This window comes from Polaromonas sp. CG_23.6 (assembly GCF_029892315.1).
In the GTDB taxonomy this organism is placed as follows: domain Bacteria; phylum Pseudomonadota; class Gammaproteobacteria; order Burkholderiales; family Burkholderiaceae_C; genus Polaromonas.
Map to the genome: position 1 here is coordinate 587,211 of NZ_JARXUY010000001.1, position 22,021 is coordinate 609,231.

Genomic DNA, 22,021 nt, shown 5'->3' on the forward strand with positions numbered 1-22,021 from the left:
ATGACGATCAAGATGGGTATCAACGGCTTCGGCCGCATTGGCCGCAACGTGTTGCGCGCCGCTGTTCAAAACTTTAGCGACATCGAAATCGTCGCGATCAACGACCTGCTGGAGCCGGACTACCTGGCTTACATGCTGCAGTACGACTCGGTGCATGGCCGCTTCAAGGGCGAGGTTTCGGTCGAAGGCAACACGCTGATCGTCAACGGCAAGCGCATCCGCCTGACGCAGGAACGCGACCCCGCCAACCTGAAGTGGGCCGAAGTCGGCGCCGATGTGGTGCTGGAAGCCACCGGCCTGTTCCTGGACAAGGCTGCCGGTGAAAAACACCTGACCGCCGGTGCCAAGAAGGTCATCTTCTCGGCACCGTCGAAAGACGACACCCCGATGTTCGTCTTCGGCGTGAACGACAAGACCTACGCCGGCCAGGCCATCATCAGCAACGCCAGCTGCACCACCAACTGCCTGGCACCCATCGCCAAGGTGCTGCACGACAAATGGGGCATCAAGCGCGGCCTGATGACCACGGTGCATGCCACCACCGCCACGCAAAAAACCGTGGACGGCCCGAGCAACAAGGACTGGCGCGGCGGCCGCGGCATTCTGGAAAACATCATTCCCTCGTCAACCGGCGCGGCCAAGGCCGTCGGCGTGGTGATTCCCGAGCTGAACAAAAAGCTCACCGGCATGTCGTTCCGCGTGCCCACGTCCGACGTGTCGGTGGTGGACCTGACCTGCGAGCTGAGCAGCGAAGCGACGCTGAAGGAAATCTGCGCCGAAATGAAGGCGCAAAGCGAAGGCGCGCTCAAGGGTGTGCTGGGCTACACCGAAGACAAGGTTGTCGCGACGGACTTCCGTGGCGATACCCGCACCTCGATTTTTGATGCGGACGCCAGCATTGCGCTGGACGGCACTTTCATCAAGATCGTCGCCTGGTACGACAACGAATGGGGTTATTCAAACAAGTGCCTTGAAATGGCGCGGGTCGTGTCGAAGTAAATCTTCTTCAACTGCAAAAAAAATGCGCCTCAGGGCGCTTTTTTTTTGCCCTGAAATTTTTCGAAAGTATCTATTCTCGTTAATGAGAAAAATCGCGAATTTACTTATGATGAGGGCTGAAAGTATTCATGCATAAATCTATTCATCATTTCCTTACATGCCAACCCACGCGCTGACTGACGCCCTGTTGACGGCCCTGCGCGCGCAAGGCGGTGTCGCCACCAGCATTGAACTGCAGGCGCGCCTAAGCGTAAGCCAATCGACGGTGTCGCGCGCGCTGGCGCCCCTGCTGGCGGCAGGCGATGTGTTGCAGAGCGGCGCGGCGCGGGCGCGGCGCTACCTGCTGCCGCGCCGCATTCCGGGCGCGGGCAGCGAATTGCCGGTGATGCGCGTCGATGCGCGCGGGCAGGTCACGCCCTTTGGCCGCATCGTGCCGCTGCCCGGCGGGCGCTTCTGGGTCGATGAGGCCGATGGCGTGAGCGAACTGCACGACGGCCTGCCCTGGTTTCTGGACGACATGCGACCGCAAGGCTTCATGGGCCGCACCTTTGCCCATACCCATCCCGTCCTGGGGCTGGCGGCCGATCCGCGCCACTGGAGCGCCGACGATGCGCTGAAGGCGCTGGCCAGCTTTGGCGACGACTTGCCAGGGAACCTGATCGTCGGCGAGCCGGCTTTCGAGCGCTTTCACACACTGGGCGAACGCGCTTCGCGGGCGGACTCCAGCGCTGACTATCCGCGCCTGGCGCAGCAGGCCATGCTGGGCGCGCTGCCCGGTTCGTCGGCGGGTGGCGAGCAGCCCAAGTTTTGCACCTTGATTGGCGGTCGCGCGGTGATTGTCAAGTTCTCTCCAGCAGGCGATTCCGACGTGGACCAGCGCACCCGCGACCTGCTGGTGTGCGAGCACCTGGCGCTGCAAACGCTTGACAGCGCCGGCCTGCCCGCCGCCCGCACGCAGGTGTTTTTTATCGAGGGCCGCATGTTCCTTGAGTCCGAGCGCTTTGACCGCACCGCCGCCGGGCGCATCGGCATGGTGTCCTTGCAGGTCTATGACGCGCAGTATGTCGGCGAGGAAGACAACTGGGCGGCTACCGCCCGCCGCATGGAAGCACGCTCGCTGTTGCGCCCGCAGGACGCGGCGCACCTGCGCTTTCTGGAAGCCTACGGCGTGCTGATTGCCAATACCGACCGCCATTACGGCAACATTTCCCTGTTGCTCGAGGGCGACGACTGGCGGCTGTCGCCCACCTACGACATGCTGCCCATGCTGTACGCGCCGGTGGGCGGCGAACTGGTGCCGCGCGACTTTGCCGCCCGCCCGCTGCAACCCAGTGCCGCGACGCTCGACCAGTGGACGCAGGCCAAAGAACTGGCCATCGCCTTCTGGCAAACCGCCGCGCTGGACGCACGCATTTCGGCCGGTTTCAGGGCAGTGGCATCAGGCAACCTGCAAACCCTTCGCATGTTGTGACGCTGCCCGTGCGCTGCAGCGCATTCGTTCAGAGCGATGCAAACCTTTTTAAGAATCAAAAGGTCATTTGCGCATGCTGCATATGCATATACAGCTATGAATACCGTAGCAAGCATGCAGAATTCCTGGCCCGCTGTGATTTTCAGTCAAGCGAATCCGCTTTGACCGGCTACGGCGCCCACGCAAGGTTCATCCGGCGCGGCGACGGGCCGCTGCCTGGGCAATCTCGGGCGGCAGGCGCTTGAGCAGCCAGCGAATCGCCAGCGGCACCAGCACCAGGTCGTCAACCAGGCCGATCACCGGCAGCACGTCGGGAATCAGGTCGATGGGCGAAAAGAGATACAGCGCAATCAGCGCCGTGCCCCACTTCAGCCAGCCTGGCGCGTCCGGGTGGCGCAGCGCAAACCACAACTGCCGCGCGTCGCCGCGTAAAACAGTCCAAAGCAGGGTCAAGCGTTTCAACATGGCAATCAATCTCCTTACTGATCGGCTCCTGATGGACCCGCGTCTAATACAAATGGCGCTGGCCGGGGCGACTGCAAGGGTTTTTCACCGGACGTTACATTCGGCGCTTCGCGCTGCTTGCAGCCCTCAGACGCGTTTGAAAATCGTGGTTGTGCATCAACGCGGCCGACCCTGCACAGGCAGCGGCAGCGCCGTTTTGTAGCGCACCTGCTTGAGCGCAAAACTGGAGCGGATCTTTTCGATGCCCGTAATCGGCGTGAGCTGTTCCACGATGAATTTTTCCAGGGCGGCAATGTCGGTGATGGCCACGCGGATCAGGTAATCGCTGTCGCCGCTCATCAAATAACACTCCATGACCTCGTCGTGCTCTGCAATGCGTTTCTCGAACTCGGCCAGCGCGGCCTTACTCTGGCTGGTGAGGCTGATGGAGATAAAAACGTTCAGGCCAATGCCCAGGGCTGCGGCGCTCACCAGCGCCACGTAGCGCTCTATGACGCCATCGTCCTTCAACGCCTTGACGCGCGCCAGACAAGGCGAAGGCGACAGGTGGACCTGCCGCGCCAGTTCCACGTTGGTCAGTCCACCGTTGCGTTGCAAGGCATCAATAATGCGTAAGTCAACTGAATCCAGCATAAAAATTTTAAAAGTTAAGGTAGTGCAGCTCATTGTGCTGCGAGTTCGGGTAAGTCTTCCCCGAGATCAGCAGCCTGTGCGCACTTTATTTGCGTAAATTCGTCCATATGACCTGCTTGTTTTAAATCCATGAATTTTGCACACATGAATGAACCGCTCGATACCGATCCCGAAGAAACCGGCGAGTGGCAGGACGCCCTGGCAGCCCTGCTGGCCACGCAGGGACCGGAGCGTGCCCGCTTTGTGCTCGACACCCTGGCGCGCCAGGCGCGCACCGCCCGCATCGGCTGGCAGCCTGAGTTGTGCACGCCTTACGTGAACACCATTGCGGTGGACCAGCAGCCGCCGTTTGCGGGCGACCTGGCCATTGAAGAGCGGCTCGCCTCGCTGATGCGCTGGAACGCCCTGGCGATGGTGGCGCGGGCCAACCAGGCCTACGGCGACCTCGGCGGCCACATTGCCAGTTATGCCAGTGCCGCTGATCTGTTCGAGGTCGGCTTCAACCACTTTTTTCATGCCCGAGACCAGCGCCCCGAAGGCGGGCATCTGGGCGATCTGGTGTTTTTCCAGCCGCACAGCGCGCCCGGCGTGTATGCGCGGGCCTACCTCGAAGGCCGCTTGAGCGAGGCAGACCTGGGCTACTACCGCCAGGAACTGACCAGCCCCGCCGCGCTGGGCGGAACGGGCGCACGCGGCCTGTGCAGCTATCCGCACCCCTACCTGATGCCCGATTTCTGGCAGTTTCCCACCGGCTCCATGGGCATCGGCCCGATCAGCTCGATCTACCACGCCCGCTTCATGCGCTACCTGAGCCACCGGCAATTGCTGGACTGCGCGAACCGCAAGGTCTGGGGCGTGTTTGGCGACGGTGAAATGGACGAGCCCGAAAGCATGAGCGCGCTGACGCTGGCGGCCCGTGAGGGGCTGGACAACCTGGTCTGGGTCGTCAATTGCAACCTGCAGCGGCTGGACGGGCCGGTGCGTGGCAATGGCCGCATCATCGACGAGCTGGAAAAGCTGTTTTCCGGGGCCGGCTGGAACGTCATCAAGCTGATCTGGGGCAGCGACTGGGACGGGCTCTTCGCCCGCGACACGAGCGGCGCGCTGACCCGCGCATTTGCCAACACCGTCGATGGCCAGATGCAGACGTTTGCCGCCAAGGACGGACGCTACAACCGGGAAACATTTTTCGGCCAGAACGAAGCACTGGCCCACCTGGCGCAAGGCATGACCGACGAGCAGATAGACCGACTCAAGCGCGGCGGCCACGACCTGGTGAAGATTCATGCGGCCTATGCCGCTGCTGCCGCGCACCAGGGCCAGCCGACAGTCATCCTGGCGCACACCAAAAAAGGCTATGGCATGGGCAAGGCCGGGCAGGGCAAGATGACCACCCACAGCCAGAAAAAACTCGACGAAAAAGAGCTGATCGAATTCAGGAACCGCTTCAACCTGCCATTGAGCGACGCGCAGGCCACGTCGCTGGCGTTTTTCAAACCCTCGGCGGACAGCCCTGAAATCCAGTACCTGCATGCGCGCCGCCAGGCTTTGGGCGGCTACCTGCCGCGCCGCGACACCGCGTGCGCAACCCTTCCGGTGCCCGAGCTGGCGCGCTATGCCGCCTTTGCACTGCAACCGCAAGGCAAGGAGATGAGCACCACCATGGCCTTTGTCCGCATGCTGGGCGGACTGCTGAAAGATGCGGTGCTGGGTCCGCGCATCGTGCCCATCGTGGCCGACGAAGCGCGCACCTTCGGCATGGCCAATCTTTTCAAACAGGTCGGTATCTATTCGAGCCTGGGCCAGCGCTATGCGCCTGAAGACATTGGCTCGGTCCTGAGTTACCGCGAAGCCATCGACGGCCAGATCCTGGAAGAAGGCATCAGCGAGGCCGGCGCCATGGCCAGCTGGACGGCGGCGGCCACCAGCTACAGCGTGCATGGCCTTGCCATGCTGCCGTTTTATATCTATTACTCCATGTTCGGGTTCCAGCGGGTGGGCGACCAGATCTGGGCGGCTGCCGACCAGCGCGCACGGGGTTTCCTGCTGGGCGCGACCTCGGGGCGAACCACCCTGGGCGGGGAAGGGCTGCAGCACCAGGACGGCAGCAGCCACCTGATCGCCGCGACCATTCCGAACTGCAAGGCCTACGACCCGGCCTTTGCCGGTGAACTGGCCGTGATCCTCCAGCACGGCATGCAGGAAATGCTGGTCGAGCAGCAGGATGTGTTTTATTACCTGACGCTGATGAACGAGAACTATGCCCAGCCCAATTTGCCGCCCGATGTGCACGCTGACGTGATTTCGGGCTGTTACCGGTTCGGCCACTATCCGGCGGCCGCCGGGGCGCGCCAACCGGGCAGCGCTGCCCTCAAGGTCACGCTGATGGGGTCAGGGGCGATCCTCACCGAGGTGATCAAGGCGGCCCATCTGCTGGCAGCGCAAGGCGTTGACGCCGAAGTGATCAGCGTGACCAGCTGGAGCGAGCTGGCGCGCCAGGCCCAGGCCAGCACATCAGACGCAACCGGCGCAACCGGCACCGCCTGCGATACTGATGCGGGCGCAGCGTTTGTCACGGCGAAGCTCCTGCAGACCGAGGGCCCCATCGTGGCGGCGACCGACTACGTGCGCGCCGTGCCTGAAAGCATCCGGGCTTACCTGCCGACTGGCCGCGCCTACACCACACTGGGCACCGATGGCTTTGGCCGCAGCGACACCCGGGCGGCGCTTCGCCGTCATTTCTCGGTGGACGCGGCCAGCATTGAACGCGCGGCATGGCGCGCGCTTCGGGCCAGTCCATGAGTGCATCACGAAGAATTCTTGCGGCCGATTGAATAGGATAAAAATGTGATTCACCTGAAAAATGTGCACAAGAGTTACGTGGTCAAGGACAAGCAGATTCCGGCCCTGAGCGGAGTTGACCTGTCCATCGTCAGGGGGGAGATATTTGGCGTGATTGGCCATTCGGGCGCGGGCAAGTCCACGCTGCTCAGGCTGATCAACCTGCTGGAGCGGCCGTCCGGGGGCGAGATCATCGTCGACGGCGAGGCCATACTGGCCTACGACAACCTGGCGCTGCGGAACTTCAGACGAAACATCGGCATGATCTTTCAGCATTTCAATCTGCTGAGCTCTAAAACGGTGGCTGAAAATGTCTCGTTTCCCATCCGCATTGCCGGCGAGCGGGACACTGCAAAAATTGATGCGCGGGTCGACGAGATGCTTGAGCTGGTGGGGTTGAGCCGGCACAAGCACAAATACCCGAAGCAGCTGTCGGGCGGTGAAAAGCAGCGCGTGGGCATTGCCCGCGCCCTGGCCAACCGGCCCAAAATCCTGCTGTGCGACGAGGCCACCAGTGCGCTCGATCCGCAGACCACACGGTCCATCTTGCAACTGCTGCGGGAAATCAATGAAAAACTGAACCTGACGATTGTCCTGATCACGCACGAGATGGATGTCATCCGCACGATTTGCGACCGGGTTGCCGTGATTGACGGCGGCAAGATCGTGGAAAGCGGGCCGGTGACCCAGGTGTTTTTGCATCCCCGGCATCCGACGACCCGCAACTTTGTCATGGAGGCGGAAGACTTCTCCGAGGACGAATTCAGTGAAGACCTCAAGCAGGCCGGCGACGGCATGGTGCGGCGCCTGACCTTCATGAACGAATCCATGACGCAACCGGTTTTTACCCGCATCGCCAGGCAATGCGAGGTTGATTTTCTGATCCTCAATGGCCGTTTTGGAAAAATCAAGTCAACCCCCTGCGGGCAACTGACCGTCGCTTTCAAAGGTGACACCGAGAACGCATTGGCGGCCATCAAACAACTCGCCGAGGCCGGTGTGGTTGTCGAGGAGAGTTTTTAATGAATGAATTTTTTCAAAGCCTGATGTCGGGCGGTGTGGCCTGGGATGACATCGGATGGGCGTCGGTGGACACGCTGCTGATGCTGGGCGGCGCCCTGTCGCTGACGCTTTTGCTGGGTTTGCCGCTGGGCATCCTGCTTTTCCTGACGAGCCCCAAAAAACTGCTGGCTTCACCGCGAACCTACGCTTCGGTTTCTTTCGGCGTGAATATCCTGCGGTCCCTGCCCTTTGTCATATTGCTAATTGCCATGATTCCGGTGACCGTTTTGCTGACAGGCACATCGCTGGGTGTGGCTGGCGCCATTCCGCCGCTGGTCGTCGGCGGGACGCCGTTTTTTGCACGTCTGGTGGAAACCGCGCTGCGCGAGGTCGATCACGGCATCATTGAAGCCTCCTTGGCGATGGGGGCAAGCGTGCGGCAGATCGTGACCGGTGCGCTGCTGCCCGAAGCCTTGCCCGGCATCATTGCAGCGGCCACTGTCACGGCCATTGCGCTGGTGTCTTACACCGCCTTGTCTGGCGTGGTCGGCGGTGGCGGCCTGGGCGACCTGGCCATCCGTTATGGTTACCAGCGCTTTCAGCTGAATGTGATGTTCATCACCATCATCTTGCTGCTGATTCTGGTCCAGATCCTGCAATGGGCCGGGGACCGGCTGGTCACGCATTTCAGTCGCTGAGGTTTGGTTTTTTTAACGCAAGGAAAATCTATGAAGAAGTTATTGATGGCGCTCGTACTGGGCACTTCCCTGATGGCACATGCCGCTGACAAGCTGGTGATTGGCGCCAGCCCGACGCCGCATGCCGAGTTGCTCGAACACCTCAAGCCCATGCTTTTGCAGCAGGGGGTGGACCTGGAAATCAAGGTCTACACCGACTATGTCCAGCCCAATGTCCAACTCGTCGAGAAACGCATCGATGCCAATTTCTTCCAGCACAAGCCGTACCTGGATGAATTCAACCGCAGCCGTGGCGCGTCCATCCAGGCGGTGGCCGATGTGCTGATTGCGCCTTTTGGCGCTTACTCAAAAAAGATCACCAATATCTCGGAACTGAAAGACGGCGCGGTGGTGGCCATACCGAACGATGCCGTGAATGGCGGCCGCGCCCTGCAGCTGCTGGACCAGGCCAAGGTCATCAAGCTGACCGATCCCAAAAACAACATGGCTACCGAAAAAGACATCACGCAGAACCTGAAAAACATCAAGATCAAGCAGCTTGAAGCCCCCATGCTGCCGCGCGTGCTCGGTGAAGTCGATCTGGCCATCATCAACACCACCTTTGCGCTGGAAGCCAAGCTCAGCCCGAGCAAGGATGCGCTGATCCTTGAAAGCGGCCAGTCCAACTACGTCAACCTGCTCGCGGCCAGGGCCGACAACAAGGACAGCCCCGCCATGAAAAAACTGGTGGCGGCATTGCAGTCGCCAGAGTCAAAGAAGTTCATTCTCGAGCGATTCAAGGGCAATATCGTCCCGGCTTTCTGAATCTCTTGCCCCTCTTGTCTGTCTGCTCCATTTAATCCCTACGCTCTGAAAACCCCATGAAACCCGGAAAACAATACAAAATCGAAACCCTGGCGGTGCATGCCGGACACTCTGTCGATGTCGGCACTGGCGCGGTCACCGAAGCCATCCACCTTTCAACCACTTTCGAGCGCGATGCGGACGGGGGTTATTCGCGTGGCTTTCTTTATTCGCGTAATCACAACCCGAACCGCAATGGGCTGGAAGCTGCGCTGGCTGCGCTTGAAGGCGGCGCTGCAAGTGCCGCCTTCGGCTCCGGCCTGGCGGCCGTGACCGCGATTTTCCAGGGCTTGATGCCGGGCAACCATGTCATTGCACCGGTCGATATTTACCACGGCACGGCCAATGTCTTGAAGCATCTTTTCGCCAAATGGGGCGTCACCGCTTCGTTTGTCGACATGACGAATCTGGACAGCGTGCGCCAGGCGTTGACGCCGCAGACCAAAATCATCTGGATCGAAACGCCGTCAAATCCGCTGCTGCAATGTGTCGACATCACCGCCATCGCAGAGATTGCCCGCCAGCATGGCGCGCGCGCCATTGCCGACAACACGTTTGCCAGCCCCGTGCTTCAGCAGCCGCTGGCGCTGGGTTGCGACATGGTGATGCATGCCACCACCAAGTACCTGGGCGGGCGCAGCGACGTGCTGGGCGGAGCCGTCGTGTCGCGGCTGGATGACGAGCATTTCGCCCAGCTGCGTACCGCGCAGCTTTATGGCGGCGCCGTGCCTTCGCCGTTCGACTGCTGGCTGGTCATGCGCAGCCTGCCCACCCTGCCGTACCGCATGCAGGCGCACTGCGCCAATGCGCAAAAGGTCGCCGAATTTTTGCAGCAGCATGAAAAAGTCAGCGTGGTGCATTACCCCGGCCTGCCGGACAACGCTTTTCATGCCATTGCCAGCAAGCAGATGTCCGGCTTTGGCGGCATGCTGTCGTTCGAGGTCAAGGGCGGCAAGGACGCAGCCATGGCGCTGGCCGCGCATGTGGAAATTTTCACCCGTGCCACCAGCTTGGGCGGCGTCGAAAGCCTGATTGAGCATCGCGCCTCGATCGAGGGCCCTGAAAGCAAGACGCCACAAGGCTTGCTGCGGGTGTCTGTCGGACTTGAAAATGCCGACGACCTGATCGACGACCTGAGCTCGGCGCTGACGCACTGTTCATGAACCAGCGGCGGTGGGCCGTTGCGTTGATCGTGTTGGCCCAGTGGCTGGGCACGTCGCTGTGGTTCAGTCCGAACAGTGCCGCCGATGACCTGATGGCGGCCTGGCATATCGGCCCTGCCCAGTTTGCCTGGCTGATTGCGGCAACCCAGTCAGGCTTCATTGCCGGCACGCTGTGGCTGGCTTACTCCGGCTGGGCCGACCGGTATTCAACCAGTCGGATTTTTGCGATGGCCTGCGTGTCAGGCGCCCTTGTCAACACGGCGTTCTCAGGGGGCTGGATCGGTTTCGAGTCGGGGCTGGTGCTGCGCTTTGCAGTCGGCTTGTGCCTGGCGGGAATCTACCCCCTGGGCATGAAGATGATTGTCGGCTGGGTGGGCGGCAAGTCCGGGGCTGCGCTGGGACTGCTGGTGGGCATGTTGACGCTGGGCACCGCATTGCCCCATGGCGTGCGGGCGCTGGGCGCAACCCTGCCCTGGCAAACCGTGGTCCAGGTGTCTTCTGCCTTGGCGTTGGCAGGGGCAGTGCTGGTGTACTTTCTGGGGGATGGTCCTTACCTGAAAAAGAGCGACAGCCACCGGGGCGCTTCATTGGGCAGGGCGTTTGGCGTCTTCAAAATTCCCGATTTCAGGGCCGCTGCCCTGGGCTATTTTGGCCATATGTGGGAGCTGTATGCTTTTTGGGCGGTGTTGCCCTGGCTTGCCGCCCAATTGCTGCTGGATGCCGGTCAAGCCCACTGGGGTCTGCCGGGGTCGGTTGCCGCCATCAGCTTTTTTTGCATTGCGGCAGGTTTTCTCGGCTGTGTCTGCGGCGGGCGTGTCAGCATCAGGCTGGACAGTGCTTATGTGGCGGCATTCGCCTTGCTGGCCTCGGGCCTGTTGTGCCTGATGTATCCCTTGCTGCCCCCCGACTGGCTGATGCTGCGCTTTGTGGTGCTGCTGGCCTGGGGGTTTTTTGTGGTCGCCGATTCTCCGCAATTCTCGTCCATCTCGGCCCGGAGCTGCCCGCCGCAATCGGTGGGCAGTGCGCTGGCTGTGCAGAACAGCATCGGGTTTTTGATCACCATCGTCAGCATCACCATTTTATTGAGCGTCATCGAAGGGCTGGGCAGCAAGGCTGTCTGGATCTTGCTGCCAGGACCGCTTCTGGGTCTGGCGGGCATGTGGCCCTTGCTGAAAAAAACCAGAGCCGGCGTTGCCGTTTCAACACCCCCACTATAGGAATCAGGCATGACCGAATCAGTCACGGACATTTCGAGGCGCTACCAGAGTTACATGGTGGCGCTGCGGCGCAAGATACACAGCCACCCTGAACTGTCGTTCGAGGAACAAGGCACCTCAAAACTGGTGCAGGACGAATTGAACAAACTGGGCATTCCCTTTGAGCTTGCAGGCGACTACGGAATCGTTGCAACCATCGAGGGCAAGCATCCGCACCAGATGGTTGCCCTGCGCGCCGACATGGACGCCTTGCCCATCCATGAAGACAACGGACATCTGCCCTATTGCTCCAAAACCCCCGGTGTCATGCATGCCTGCGGCCATGACGGCCACGTTGCCATGCTGCTGGGCGCCGCACAGGTTTTTCAGCATGTCAAAGACTCGATGAATGGAACGGTGAAACTGTGTTTCCAGCAGGCCGAGGAGCGCGGCGGCGGCACGGCGGAAATCCTCAAACTACTGGCGCCGTTCCCAGTCAAAAGCGCGTTTGCCATTCACCTGTGGTCAGAGATTGAAAGTGGAAAATTTTCCGTGCAGGCCGGGCCGCGCATGGCAGCGGGCGACAACTTTGAAGTGGTCATCCACGGGGTGGGCTGCCACGGGGCCACGCCGCACCGGGGGGTGGACCCGATTGTGGTGGCGTCGGCCATCGTGATGAACGTGTCTCATCTGATCGCGCGGGAAATTGATCCGACGCACGCCGCAGCGCTCACGTTTGGCAAGCTGCACAGCGGCGAAGCGGGCAATGTCATTCCTGACAAGGCCGTTTTGGCAGGCACCCTCAGGACCACGGACAAGGCGGATCAGGTTCATCTGCAAGCGGCGTTGCGCCGGGTGGTGCAAAGCACGGCGGACGCCTTTCGGGCCACTGTGGAGGTGAGCATCAAGCGCGGCGGTCCCATGCTTTTCAACGAGGCGCGCTGCAGCCAGCTGGCCGAGCAGACCGTTCAGGATCTGTTCGGGGCCGGCGACCTGATCGCATTTCCGCCACTCATGGTGTCTGAAAATTTCGGTGACTTTCTCGATGTGTACCCGGGGCTGATGGCCTTCATCGGGGTACGCAACGAAAGCCGGGGTGCGTGCTTTGCGCACCACCATCCCCGGTTCAATATTGACGAAGACGCGCTGTACCGGGGCGCGGCGCTGCATGTGGGGTATGCGCTGAAGTGTTTTGAAAGCCTGTAGTTTGGCGTGCCTCGCCCCGTGCTGTGGCTGCAGCAGTTCCCGGTCTATCGTCTAAGCCACCTTGAGACCCAGACCCGGGCCGCTGAAGGTGAGTTCCATGAATGCCCTCAAGGCATCTGCGGCGCTGGACAGCGGCTGCTCAATGCCCCAGGCCAAACCGATTTCGATGGAGGGCAACCCGTTCATCAAGGGCCGCGTCTCGATTCGCAGCCCTTCGCTGGAAAACGGCCGGTAAATCACATCCGACAGAATCGTCACGCCCATGCCTTGTGCCACCAGGCTGCGCACCGCTTCAACCGAACTGACCCGGTAGCGAATCTTCGGCTCCAGCCCCGCCTGTTGCCAGAACAAAAGCGTGTTGCGCGGCGTTTCGTCGGCGTTGTAAAGCACGTAGGGCAGCGCACTGATGTCGCTCAGTGAAACGTTGCGCTTGTTCAGCAGCGGATGCGAGGCGGGCAACCACAGCTGCCGGCGCGAACGGGTCAAGGGCACGGTATTGAAGGCGGCCGGCTGATCCAGGTTGATCAGCCAAAGCACGCCGATATCGACTTCAGCGCGCAGCAATGCACTTTCCAGCAGCGGGCGCTCCAGCTCGATCACCTCGACCTCGATCTGCGGGTAAGCGCTTAAAAAACGGGCAATCGCCGGCACCATGTAAGAGCCCAGCATCGTGGGCGTTGCGCCAAGCCGCACGCGGCCAGAAATCTCCTGGGATATCAGCCCGGGGTCGTGAAGGGCCGAATTGACGGCTGCCATGATGCTGTAGGCGTGATGCAGAAACTTTTGGCCATCGACCGTCAGCGACACGCCCGAGGCGTGATGGCGCAAAAACAGCTTCAGGCCCAGGATGGACTCCAGCTCCCTGATGGCCACGGTGATGGTGGTCTGCGTGACGTAAGCCTTGGCAGCGGCCGCCGAGAACTGACCCGTTTCAGCCGCCGCCAGAAAATAGCTTATTTGCTTGAAGCTTATCTGCATTAATAATTTTCATCCAATAGCTGACTATTTTCCATTTTATGAAAATCCAGAGTCTTCATACAGTCGGCTTTAACTTTCGCCAAGATGCGCTTGCGATTGTATGAATAAAATTCAGCCACTACGGGAAAACCCTAGGAATCTCATGACCACGACCCCCTCTCCCGCATTGCTCCAGCCCTCGCCCGACGTGCTTGCCATGATCGAGCGGCTGATTGCGTTTCCGACGGTTTCCCGCGACTCCAACCTCGGCATGATCGAATGGATACGCGACTATCTGGCCGGACTCGGCGTCACGTCGCGCCTGACCTATGACGCGGCCGGCAAGAAAGCCAATTTGTTCGCCACGCTTGGAGAAGGCCGCAAGCCGGGGCTGATTTTGTCCGGTCACACCGATGTCGTGCCGGTCGACGGCCAGGCATGGGACACCGACCCCTTCAAAGCCACCATCAAGGAGGGCTTGCTCTATGGCCGCGGGTCTTGCGACATGAAAAGCTACATCGCCACCGCATTGGCACTGGCCCCCCGGTTTTTGGCCGCCAAGATGGATGCGCCGCTGCATCTGGCCTTTTCCTATGACGAGGAAGTCGGCTGCATCGGCGTGAAAAGCCTGATTGCCGATCTGCAGGACCTGAACCTGAAAACCGCCGGCTGCATTGTCGGCGAGCCGACCTCCATGCAGCCCGTCATTGCACACAAGGGAACCCATCGTTTTCGCTGCTGCGTCACGGGTCGGGAAGCCCATTCCAGCTACACCAATCTGGGCGTCAATGCAATTGAATACGCCGCGCGCATCATTGTCTATATCCGGCAAATGGCGGACCGCTTTGCGCAGCTTGAAACGCGCGATTACGGATTCACCGTGCCGTACACCACGATGCAAACCGGCCTGATTCGCGGCGGCCTGGCGTCCAACATCGTGCCCAAAGAATGCATTTTCGAATTCGAGGCGCGCACCATGCCGGGCACCGACGCCACCCACCTGCTGCAGGAAGTCGAGAGTTACGCCGCCAGGCTGCTGCCCGAAATGCTGCTGGTCGAACCCAACGCAAAAATTGCCTTTGAACGGCTGGCCTCTGCGCCCGGCCTGAGCACCCAAGAGCATGAAGCGATTGTCCAGCTGGCCATCGCCTTGTCGCGCAACAAGGCCACCGGTGCGGTCTCGTATGGCACCGAAGCCGGGCTGTTTCAGGGTGCTGGCATTCCAACCGTGGTGTGCGGTCCCGGCAGCATCGAGCAAGCCCACCGGCCCAACGAGTTTGTGCCTCTGGAACAAGTGGCGCAATGCGAGGCTTTTCTGCTTCGCCTGCTCGACCCTGTGCCCGCCTTCCCGCAATAAACAATCAGCCAGACAGACAGATCACCCGCCATGCCTGGCCGGCTTTTTTCCCAGCGCAATTCAGCGCTGCCGGCCGTGTTCGCATGACCCATGCGGTGCAACCCTAAAAGGATTTATCCATGAGCCAGACCTTGTCTCCGAACCTGCACGCCAGCCGCACCGGGCAAAGTGCCGCTGCCGAAGCACCCTACAAGCAGCATCCGCAAACCTGGCGGGCAGTGATCTCGTCGTCAATCGGCAATGCGCTGGAATGGTTCGATGTGCTGATTTACAGCGCCATGGCGGTGACCATCGCCAAGCTGTTTTTCCCGACCGAGAACCAGACCGTTTCGTTGATGATCACCTTCGCCACGTTTGGCGTTTCGTTTTTCATGCGCCCGCTGGGCGCCATCGTCATCGGTTCGTACTCGGACCGCGTGGGCCGAAAGGCCGCCTTGACGCTGTCCATCCTGCTGATGATGATCGGCACGCTGATGATCGCCATCATGCCGACCTACGCGCACATCGGTTTGTGGGCACCGGCCGGCATTGTCATCGCGCGCTTGCTGCAAGGCTTTTCGGCCGGTGGCGAATTTGGCAGCTCGACCGCGTTTTTGGTCGAGCATGCGCCACACCGCCGCGGATTCTTTTCCAGCTGGCAGGTGGCCAGCCAGGGGCTGAGCATCGTCATGGCTGCCGTGTTCGGGGCTGTTCTTTCTTCGCAGCTCAGCACCGACCAGCTCGAATCGTGGGGCTGGCGCATTCCGTTCATCTTTGGCCTGCTGATCGGGCCTGCCGGCTACTACATCCGCAAGAACCTTGAAGAATCGCCAGAGTTTTCCCAGGCCGAAGCCACCAGCACGCCGTTGAGCGACATCATGCGCGATCAGAAAATGCGTTTGTTCATCGGCTCAGGCAGCGTCATCATGGCCACCGTGTCGGTTTACCTGGTGGTCTACATGCCGACCTACGCCGTCAAGCAACTGGGCATGACCTCGACCGCCGCCTTCAGCGCCACCATTCTGGCGGGCCTGATGATGATGTTTTTGTCACCGGTGGTCGGTCACCTGTCTGACAAATACGGCCGCACCCCCTTCATGCTCTGCAGCAGCGTGTTGTTTGTCTTGCTGACCTACCCGCTGTTTGCCTGGCTCTCGCTTAACCCGAGCTTTGTCAACCTGTTGCTGGTGCAGGGCGTCGTCGGCTTTTTGATGACCATGTATTTTGCCGCCATGCCCGCCTTGCTGTCAGACATCTTTCCGGTGCAGACACGCGGCACCGGCATGTCATTGAGCTACAACATCGGCGTGATGCTTTTCGGCGGCTTTGCGGCCCTGACCATCACCTGGCTGATCGCGGTCACAGGCAACAAACTGGCGGTGACGTTCTATGTCATTTTTGGCGCCGTCCTGAGCGTGATTGCCACCTTGGCCGCTCGCTACAAGCTGAACATGCGTTGAGGGTTTTGGGCGCCTCGTTGCGCTTTGGAATGTCAAAAGGAGCGCAGGGTTCATTTGAACCCTGCGCTCCTTTTTTTTCAGGCGTGCCGAATGAAGATGTTTCTTCAAAGGCCTGGGTCACAAAGGTGCGCAGGCGATGGGGGTATCGACGGAATCATCAAGGAAGACCGTTTTGGCTTGCTTGCTTACTTCCGTCCAGTCTGCCGCCAGCAAGCTGTTCCAGTGTGATTTAAAATGACTAGACAGGTGACTAGTAGACAGTCAACCTGATTCGTTAATTAAAGTCTAAATTTTTCTGCTGGGTTACTTTTGCCAGTTTTGTGGGCGATATTCTCCGAAACCACTTGGAGACGGCCATGCCACGAATCACATCGCCTAACAGAATCGAACTCAGCGATGACGAGCAAGAGCATCTTTTCGCCATCATCCACAAGGGCGTCAACAGCGCTCGCGTGATCACCCGCGCGCGTATCTTGACCAAACTTGCCAAAGGCCACTTCAATCAAGATATCTGCCTAGCCTTGGATGTCTCGTTACCTACCGTTTTAAAAATCCGAAAGCGTCTCGCTGAAGGCGGCTTGGAGGCCGCGTTGGGTGAGTTGCCCCGCCCGGGCTCCAAACCCAAGCTTGACGCCAAGCAAGCGGCGATGATTACGGCGATCGCCTGCTCAAAAGCACCCGATGGGCACGACCACTGGACCTTACGCCTGCTGGGCTCGAAAATCGTGGAACTCGGCTTTGCCCAGTCATACAGCCATGAAGGCGTGCGCCAGCTTTTAAAAAAGCGAACTCAAGCCGTGGCAAAAGCAGGAGTGGTGCATCGCAAAAGTCGATGAAGAGTTCGTCGCTTGCATGGAGGACGTCATTGAAATTTACGGACTCCCGCTCCACGAGAAAAATCCAGTGGTGTGTTTCGATGAAAGCCCGTTTCAGCTACTGCGGGAGGTACGCGAGGCGATGCCGGGGGCACCAGGACGGCCCCGGCGCGAGGATTGCGAATACGAGCGCTGCGGCGTGGCAGAAGTGATGATGATCTGCCAGCCAGCGGCTGGGCTGCGCAAATGCCTGGTGATGGAGCATCGCAAAAAGACTGATTTCGCCGCCGTGTGCAAGGAGCTTGACGGGATGTTTCCCAAAGCCCAGAAGATCACGCTGGTCTGCGACAACTTGAACACGCACACCAAGGGTGCGCTCTACACCACATTTGCGCCAGAAGAGGCACGCCGACTGGCCAAGAAAATCGAGATCAGGCACACGCCCAAGCATGGCTCATGGCTCAACATCGCCGAGCTGGAGTTTGCAGTCCTGGGCCGCACGGTCTTCAAGAAGAGGATCTCCGATAAAGAGCAATTGCAACGCGAACTTGATGCGATCTGTGCGCACAGAAATGCTGAGGCCAAACCAATACGCTGGCAATTCAACTTAAGCAAGGCACGCCAAAAAATGGCTTGGGTCTATCCGCACGCAGACAACGAATCAGGTTGACTGTCTACTAGTTAAAGCAAGAGGTATTCTTATGAACAGATGGCCCGTTCAAGATGCAAAAGCGCGTTTTAGTGAATTCCTCGATGCTTGTCTGGCAGAGGGGCCGCAGATGGTTACCCGCCGGGGGGCTGAAGCGGCTGTGCTGGTGCCGGCGGCTGAGTGGAAGCGCTTGCAGTCGGCTGCCCGGCCGTCACTGAAAGAGTTGCTTTTGTCGGACGCTGCGCGCACTGAGGTTCTGGTGCCTCCACGTGGTTCTGCCCGTGGGCGGCGGGTTGCGGCGCTCGGATAAGCGCCGTGTATTTGCTGGACGCGAACGTTATTTCCGAACTGCGCCGCCCCAGGCCGCACGGCGCGGTGCTGGCGTGGTTTGAGTCGGTCGATGACCGGGATCTGCACATTTCAGCGGTCAGCCTTGGCGAGATTCAGGCGGGCATTGAACTCACGCGCGATCAGGACGCGGCCAAGGCGGCGGAGATAGAGCAGTGGGCCGATCAGGTGGCCGCGTCTTATAACGTGCTGCCGATGGATGCAGCCACCTTTCGCCACTGGGCAAAGCTCATGCACCGGCGCTCTGACACCCTGTATGAAGACGCCATGATCGCTGCAACGGCGATTCGCCATCAATTGAAAGTGGTGACGCGCAACACCGCTGACTTTTCCGACTTCGGTGTCGCGCTTTTCAACCCGTTTGAAACCGTTTTGCTAAAGAGATAAGCCCTCCTTAGCTTGTATAGACGTGACGATGACGCACCGCCTTGGGCGGCATCGTCGCGTCAAGCTTTTAGGCGCTGATGCGCAGCGCCTCGCCTTCGATTTACCCGCCTCCCTATGATCCTTCCGTTAAGGAAACAATAATGAACAAACTGACCCTGCATCCGTTGAACGACCAGGTGGTGCGTGTGCTGTCCAGCCAGGGCGAATGCGTGGGAAACCTCAAGCTGATCGGCGCTGTGTGGAAGTTCAAGGCCATCGGTTACGACGCCAGCGGCGCGGTGATTCCGGGGGGAGGCCCGCTGACCGACCGGCACAACACGCGCTTTGCGGCGCTGGATGAAGCTGTGGTCAGCGCCGCGTTGACAGGCTTGGGCTAACTGACTGGCTCGCTGGACGTTTTTCGATTTCTATTGTGTCGTTGCGGGCTTGACCGGCAATCCATGAACCCGCTGGGGGGAAAGGCATGGATCCCGGGTCGAGCCCGGGATGACAGAGGAGGAGGGGATGACAGGGGAAGAGGGGATCACAGGGGAAGAGGGGATCACAGAGGAATCGGGACAACACAGGGGGGGGTGACAACACACGAGGCGGAGATGGCACAGGAAGCCGGAGATGGCAGAGTAGGCTGGAATGACACAGTCGGCCTGGGCGGCAGACAAAGCCGCGATGACACATGGCGCCGGGATGACGCGGAAAGCGAGCATGCCAGAGGCGCCGAAGACCACGGTGGCACCCGCCATGGCGCGGTAACCTGAAAAGTGATCTGGGCAGTTACGGATTTTTAACCAAATAGGCTGTTTGCGCAATACCAGTATGCGCAAGCAGCTATGCTTTCAGGAGTATTTATCCGTCAGCGCGGAACCGTGAAGGCCAGCGGTCCGCCGTCGCACAGGCCGTCTGACAGCACCAGAAGTTTGTAGGCCGTGGGTGTTTCTTCCAGCACGGTGATGGCCTCGGGCTTGAGTTCCTTGTCGCATTGGCGCAGCTTGACGCCGCTCAAGTCGAGCGCCGCCAGCATCCTGGGTTGCACCACGCCGGCCGCCGCCTTGCCGTCCCACCATGCGACTGTCCAGCCTGCGCCTTGGTTCGCGCGGCTGTCGTCGGGCCCGGCGAGCAGCAACATGCCGGTCTTGACGGCCACCATGTCGCGGATGCCCCGGTGGGGGCCCAGCGCCAGGCGGGTGACCGTGGGCTTGGCGTCGCTGGCTGGCTGAGGGCTGAACAGTGCCTCGGCGTTCACGGCCAGCACGCGGGCCACGCCGTCCAGTACCGGGCCGCGAAAACCGAAATACAGCTGCCCGCCCTGTACCGCCATGCCTTCGATGTTCACGCCTTGCTGGCCGGCCAGTGTGGGTGCTTTGTCAGGCGGCTCGTCGCCCAGGCATTTGCGCTCGCCCACATACGGCGCCAGTTCGGGCTGTGCCTGCATCAGCGGCCACAGCCTGCCGCTGTCGGCATGCTCCACCAGCGCCCCGGTTGGGGAGCGCAAGGCGCGGCCCGTGGCCGGGTCCAGCCTGAAGCGGATCACGTGGCGGCTGCCGGGGTTGCTGGCGCAGTCGCCGCGCTTGGCGGAGTGCGAGCCGGCGACGTAAAAATAACGGCCGTCGGTGGCGGCGGCTTCGGCGTCCAGCTCCTCGGTGGTATCGCGCAGCAACACGGGCTCAAGGTCGATGCGCAAGGCTGGCGGGTCGATGGTGGCGTAACGCGCTTCGGCGCCTTCGTCAAACGCCAGCAGGCAGATGCGTTGCTGCGCGGCGTTCAGGTTGCAGGCAATGCCGCTGACGGACTGGCGGGTTTTTTGCAGCGGCTTCTTTTTCAGGTCAAAGTGAAAACCGGCGCCGCTGTCCCACGGTCCGCTGTCGGGCCGAACGCTGGGCGGCGCTGGCTGCGCAAGCACGCTGGCGCCGAGGCCAAGGCTCATGCTTATCAATAGCAGCAACTGAAACCATCGGGCCCTTGGTCGTGTCATGTTCATCGCGGCACTGTAGCGCAGTGCCGCGACTGCGTTCCCTGTACGTGGCGCATTGGTGCCTCAATGCCTGCGATAGCGTGACTTTTTTGGCAAGCCGCAAAGTCCCTTTGGCCTTCCCTTGTTTTCACCTGCCAGTAAGGTGGCGGGCCTGTCCATATTCAAAAAAAAGGAAACCACCGTGACGCCTTCAACCATTCCTGCCTTTGGCCTGGGCACGTTTCGCCTGAAAGACCAGGTCGTGATCGACTCCGTCAGCACCGCGCTTGAACTGGGTTACCGCGCCATCGACACCGCGCAGATCTACCGCAATGAAGCCGAGGTCGGCCAGGCGATTGCCGCCAGCGGTGTGCCGCGCAGCGACCTGTTCATCACGACCAAGGTCTGGACCGACAACTTTGCGGAAAAACGGGTGATTTCCAGCCTCAAGGAGAGTCTGGCCAGGCTGCGCATGGACCAGGTTGACCTGACATTGATCCACTGGCCGGCTCCTGGCCAGCCAGTGCCGCTGGAAGAAACCCTGGGTGCGCTGATGCAGGCCAAGGCACAGGGGCTGAGCCGGCTGATTGGCGTGTCCAACTTCAATATCGATTACCTGCAACGGGCCATCAACGCAGTGGGTGCCGACAACATCGCCACCAACCAGATCGAGTTGAGCCCTTATCTGCATAACCGCAAGGTCGTGGACTTTGCGCGCAGCCAGGGCATTCACATCACGTCGTACATGACGCTCGCCTATGGCAAGGTGCTGCAGGACCCGGTACTGGAGAAAATTGCGAAGCCGCACGGCGCAAGCGTTGCGCAGGTCGCGCTGGCCTGGGCCATGCAGCTGGGGTTCGCGGTGATTCCCTCGTCGACACAACGCGCCAACCTGCAAAGCAACCTGCAGGCGCAACAGCTTGAACTCACAGAGGACGAAATGGCGCAGATCGCTGCGCTGGACCGGGGCGGCCGCGAGGTAGATCCCAAAGCCCTGGCGCCCGTCTGGGACTGACGCAGAGAACGCTGGGTGGCGCCCTGTTCAGGGCCCGGCCAGCGACAGCGTCAGGCCGATGACCGCGGCGACGGCCACCACGGCGGTCACGCTGGCCAGCGCCAGCAGCCGCAGCCGGTTGACCTCGGCGCGCCGGATGAGCTGGGTGTTTTGTTCGGCCAGCGACTTGATGAGTTCCGACGAGGCGAGCATCTGTTCGTGCAGGTCCTGGGTGGCGTTTTCCAGCGTCAGCACACGCGCCTGGAGGGCGGCAATGGCCTGGCCTTCCGGTGAAGGCGGCACGCCGGTACCCGTGGTTTCGGCCGAAGGCGGCGTTTTATTGCCGACGGTCTGCCAGAGTTTTTTGGCCCCGTCAGCCACCTTGGGCGCGTTCTTGATCACGTCCGTCCAGGGAACCAGTTGCAACACCGCCAGCCAGCCAACCGCCATACGCGCCTTTTTTGAATTTCGGCACGGGTGATGGTCATCCGTGCCGGCCCGCAGGGGCGCAACCAGTTTACTTGCACCCGCCGCGCGCATCGGACGCTTGTGCAGACTGCGGCAGCGAATGGAGGCCAGATTTTCAGGTGCTGGCGACCGCTCGTGCGTC

Annotated in this window: 22 protein-coding genes; 17 read left to right on the top strand and 5 right to left on the bottom strand. The window is 60.7% G+C overall.

The annotated features are described in order from the left end of the window. Together gap and yjjJ are read left to right on the top strand one after the other, a co-directional pair. Entirely contained in the window at positions 1-999 is a 999-nt protein-coding gene (gap, locus tag H4V98_RS02825; protein WP_196862519.1) for a type I glyceraldehyde-3-phosphate dehydrogenase, read from the top strand. 157 nt (positions 1,000-1,156) lie between these two features. Then, a complete protein-coding gene (gene yjjJ / locus H4V98_RS02830; protein ID WP_196862518.1) occupies positions 1,157-2,470 on the top strand; it encodes a type II toxin-antitoxin system HipA family toxin YjjJ in 1,314 nt (437 codons plus the stop codon). A gap of 189 nt (positions 2,471-2,659) precedes the next feature. On the opposite strand, the gene H4V98_RS02835 is transcribed toward yjjJ, so the two are convergent. Then, positions 2,660-2,935 (bottom strand): YkvA family protein, encoded by a 276-nt coding sequence (locus tag H4V98_RS02835; RefSeq protein WP_196862517.1) that lies wholly within the window; start codon positions 2,933-2,935, stop codon positions 2,660-2,662. Positions 2,936-3,091: 156 nt separating this feature from the next. Beyond that, positions 3,092-3,568 (bottom strand): Lrp/AsnC family transcriptional regulator, encoded by a 477-nt coding sequence (locus H4V98_RS02840; protein ID WP_280757262.1) that lies wholly within the window; start codon positions 3,566-3,568, stop codon positions 3,092-3,094. A 144-nt stretch (positions 3,569-3,712) separates the two neighbouring features. Here H4V98_RS02840 and mdeB point away from each other — a divergent pair, with 144 nt between their 5' ends. From mdeB to H4V98_RS02875, 7 genes are read left to right on the top strand one after another with little or no spacing between them, the layout of a single operon-like run. Continuing rightward, positions 3,713-6,370: an alpha-ketoglutarate dehydrogenase gene (gene mdeB / locus H4V98_RS02845; RefSeq protein WP_196862516.1), complete on the top strand. Its 2,658-nt coding sequence runs from the start codon at positions 3,713-3,715 to the stop codon at positions 6,368-6,370. A 45-nt stretch (positions 6,371-6,415) separates the two neighbouring features. Continuing rightward, complete coding sequence (locus H4V98_RS02850; protein ID WP_196862515.1) at positions 6,416-7,432, top strand: methionine ABC transporter ATP-binding protein; 1,017 nt, start codon at positions 6,416-6,418, stop codon at positions 7,430-7,432. Further along, positions 7,432-8,109, top strand: coding sequence for a methionine ABC transporter permease (locus tag H4V98_RS02855; protein WP_231374613.1), 678 nt, complete (start codon positions 7,432-7,434; stop codon positions 8,107-8,109). The genes H4V98_RS02850 and H4V98_RS02855 overlap by 1 nt, the downstream gene beginning before the upstream one ends. A 30-nt stretch (positions 8,110-8,139) precedes the next feature. After that, positions 8,140-8,913, top strand: a complete 774-nt coding sequence (locus tag H4V98_RS02860; protein ID WP_196862514.1) for a MetQ/NlpA family ABC transporter substrate-binding protein — start codon at positions 8,140-8,142, stop codon at positions 8,911-8,913. Positions 8,914-8,969: 56 nt separating this feature from the next. Next, positions 8,970-10,115 carry an aminotransferase class I/II-fold pyridoxal phosphate-dependent enzyme gene (locus tag H4V98_RS02865; RefSeq protein WP_196862513.1) on the top strand — a complete coding sequence of 382 codons (1,146 nt, stop codon included), beginning with the start codon at positions 8,970-8,972 and terminating at the stop codon, positions 10,113-10,115. Beyond that, positions 10,112-11,332, top strand: a complete 1,221-nt coding sequence (locus tag H4V98_RS02870; RefSeq protein ID WP_196862512.1) for an MFS transporter — start codon at positions 10,112-10,114, stop codon at positions 11,330-11,332. The genes H4V98_RS02865 and H4V98_RS02870 overlap by 4 nt, the downstream gene beginning before the upstream one ends. A 9-nt stretch (positions 11,333-11,341) precedes the next feature. Continuing rightward, positions 11,342-12,517, top strand: a complete 1,176-nt coding sequence (locus H4V98_RS02875; RefSeq protein WP_196862511.1) for an amidohydrolase — start codon at positions 11,342-11,344, stop codon at positions 12,515-12,517. Between the two features lie 51 nt (positions 12,518-12,568). Here H4V98_RS02875 and H4V98_RS02880 read toward each other — a convergent pair whose 3' ends face one another. Then, positions 12,569-13,495, bottom strand: coding sequence for a LysR substrate-binding domain-containing protein (locus H4V98_RS02880; RefSeq protein WP_196862510.1), 927 nt, complete (start codon positions 13,493-13,495; stop codon positions 12,569-12,571). A 142-nt stretch (positions 13,496-13,637) separates the two neighbouring features. On the opposite strand from H4V98_RS02880, the gene argE reads away from it, so the two are divergent. The 7 genes from argE to H4V98_RS02915 all read left to right on the top strand — a co-directional run bounded on the left by argE (position 13,638) and on the right by H4V98_RS02915 (position 18,846). Next, positions 13,638-14,831, top strand: a complete 1,194-nt coding sequence (gene argE, locus H4V98_RS02885) for an acetylornithine deacetylase (RefSeq protein ID WP_196862509.1) — start codon at positions 13,638-13,640, stop codon at positions 14,829-14,831. A gap of 119 nt (positions 14,832-14,950) precedes the next feature. After that, positions 14,951-16,270, top strand: coding sequence for an MFS transporter (locus H4V98_RS02890; protein WP_196862508.1), 1,320 nt, complete (start codon positions 14,951-14,953; stop codon positions 16,268-16,270). A gap of 356 nt (positions 16,271-16,626) precedes the next feature. Further along, entirely contained in the window at positions 16,627-17,106 is a 480-nt protein-coding gene (locus H4V98_RS02895; protein ID WP_196865144.1) for a helix-turn-helix domain-containing protein, read from the top strand. Continuing rightward, complete coding sequence (locus H4V98_RS02900) at positions 17,090-17,755, top strand: IS630 family transposase (protein WP_196865145.1); 666 nt, start codon at positions 17,090-17,092, stop codon at positions 17,753-17,755. The genes H4V98_RS02895 and H4V98_RS02900 overlap by 17 nt, the downstream gene beginning before the upstream one ends. Before the next feature lie 31 nt (positions 17,756-17,786). After that, positions 17,787-18,044: a type II toxin-antitoxin system Phd/YefM family antitoxin gene (locus H4V98_RS02905; protein ID WP_196862507.1), complete on the top strand. Its 258-nt coding sequence runs from the start codon at positions 17,787-17,789 to the stop codon at positions 18,042-18,044. A 5-nt stretch (positions 18,045-18,049) separates the two neighbouring features. Continuing rightward, positions 18,050-18,469: a type II toxin-antitoxin system VapC family toxin gene (locus H4V98_RS02910; protein ID WP_196862506.1), complete on the top strand. Its 420-nt coding sequence runs from the start codon at positions 18,050-18,052 to the stop codon at positions 18,467-18,469. A gap of 140 nt (positions 18,470-18,609) precedes the next feature. Beyond that, positions 18,610-18,846: a hypothetical protein gene (locus H4V98_RS02915; RefSeq protein WP_196862505.1), complete on the top strand. Its 237-nt coding sequence runs from the start codon at positions 18,610-18,612 to the stop codon at positions 18,844-18,846. 473 nt (positions 18,847-19,319) lie between these two features. On the opposite strand, the gene H4V98_RS02920 is transcribed toward H4V98_RS02915, so the two are convergent. Then, a complete protein-coding gene (locus H4V98_RS02920) occupies positions 19,320-20,390 on the bottom strand; it encodes a DUF3616 domain-containing protein (RefSeq protein WP_196862504.1) in 1,071 nt (356 codons plus the stop codon). 229 nt (positions 20,391-20,619) lie between these two features. On the opposite strand from H4V98_RS02920, the gene dkgB reads away from it, so the two are divergent. Next, positions 20,620-21,432 (top strand): 2,5-didehydrogluconate reductase DkgB, encoded by an 813-nt coding sequence (gene dkgB / locus H4V98_RS02925; RefSeq protein WP_196862503.1) that lies wholly within the window; start codon positions 20,620-20,622, stop codon positions 21,430-21,432. A 27-nt stretch (positions 21,433-21,459) separates the two neighbouring features. Here dkgB and H4V98_RS02930 read toward each other — a convergent pair whose 3' ends face one another. Further along, a complete protein-coding gene (locus tag H4V98_RS02930; RefSeq protein ID WP_196862502.1) occupies positions 21,460-21,861 on the bottom strand; it encodes a hypothetical protein in 402 nt (133 codons plus the stop codon). Between the last annotated feature and the right edge of the window lie 160 nt (positions 21,862-22,021).

What these genes read in the sequence shown, in the direction of transcription:
- gap (WP_196862519.1), top strand. Translation starts at nt 1, where the DNA reads ATGACGATCAAGATGGGTATCAACGGCTTCGGCCGCATTGGCCGCAAC.
- H4V98_RS02855 (WP_231374613.1), top strand. Translation starts at nt 7,432, where the DNA reads ATGAATGAATTTTTTCAAAGCCTGATGTCGGGCGGTGTGGCCTGGGAT.
- H4V98_RS02860 (WP_196862514.1), top strand. Translation starts at nt 8,140, where the DNA reads ATGAAGAAGTTATTGATGGCGCTCGTACTGGGCACTTCCCTGATGGCA.
- mdeB (WP_196862516.1), top strand. Translation starts at nt 3,713, where the DNA reads ATGAATGAACCGCTCGATACCGATCCCGAAGAAACCGGCGAGTGGCAG.
- H4V98_RS02875 (WP_196862511.1), top strand. Translation starts at nt 11,342, where the DNA reads ATGACCGAATCAGTCACGGACATTTCGAGGCGCTACCAGAGTTACATG.
- H4V98_RS02870 (WP_196862512.1), top strand. Translation starts at nt 10,112, where the DNA reads ATGAACCAGCGGCGGTGGGCCGTTGCGTTGATCGTGTTGGCCCAGTGG.
- H4V98_RS02880 (WP_196862510.1), bottom strand. Translation starts at nt 13,495, where the DNA reads ATGCAGATAAGCTTCAAGCAAATAAGCTATTTTCTGGCGGCGGCTGAA.
- H4V98_RS02840 (WP_280757262.1), bottom strand. Translation starts at nt 3,568, where the DNA reads ATGCTGGATTCAGTTGACTTACGCATTATTGATGCCTTGCAACGCAAC.
- H4V98_RS02865 (WP_196862513.1), top strand. Translation starts at nt 8,970, where the DNA reads ATGAAACCCGGAAAACAATACAAAATCGAAACCCTGGCGGTGCATGCC.
- H4V98_RS02905 (WP_196862507.1), top strand. Translation starts at nt 17,787, where the DNA reads ATGAACAGATGGCCCGTTCAAGATGCAAAAGCGCGTTTTAGTGAATTC.
- H4V98_RS02915 (WP_196862505.1), top strand. Translation starts at nt 18,610, where the DNA reads ATGAACAAACTGACCCTGCATCCGTTGAACGACCAGGTGGTGCGTGTG.
- H4V98_RS02890 (WP_196862508.1), top strand. Translation starts at nt 14,951, where the DNA reads ATGAGCCAGACCTTGTCTCCGAACCTGCACGCCAGCCGCACCGGGCAA.
- yjjJ (WP_196862518.1), top strand. Translation starts at nt 1,157, where the DNA reads ATGCCAACCCACGCGCTGACTGACGCCCTGTTGACGGCCCTGCGCGCG.
- H4V98_RS02930 (WP_196862502.1), bottom strand. Translation starts at nt 21,861, where the DNA reads ATGGCGGTTGGCTGGCTGGCGGTGTTGCAACTGGTTCCCTGGACGGAC.
- H4V98_RS02835 (WP_196862517.1), bottom strand. Translation starts at nt 2,935, where the DNA reads ATGTTGAAACGCTTGACCCTGCTTTGGACTGTTTTACGCGGCGACGCG.
- H4V98_RS02895 (WP_196865144.1), top strand. Translation starts at nt 16,627, where the DNA reads ATGCCACGAATCACATCGCCTAACAGAATCGAACTCAGCGATGACGAG.
- argE (WP_196862509.1), top strand. Translation starts at nt 13,638, where the DNA reads ATGACCACGACCCCCTCTCCCGCATTGCTCCAGCCCTCGCCCGACGTG.
- H4V98_RS02920 (WP_196862504.1), bottom strand. Translation starts at nt 20,390, where the DNA reads ATGAGCCTTGGCCTCGGCGCCAGCGTGCTTGCGCAGCCAGCGCCGCCC.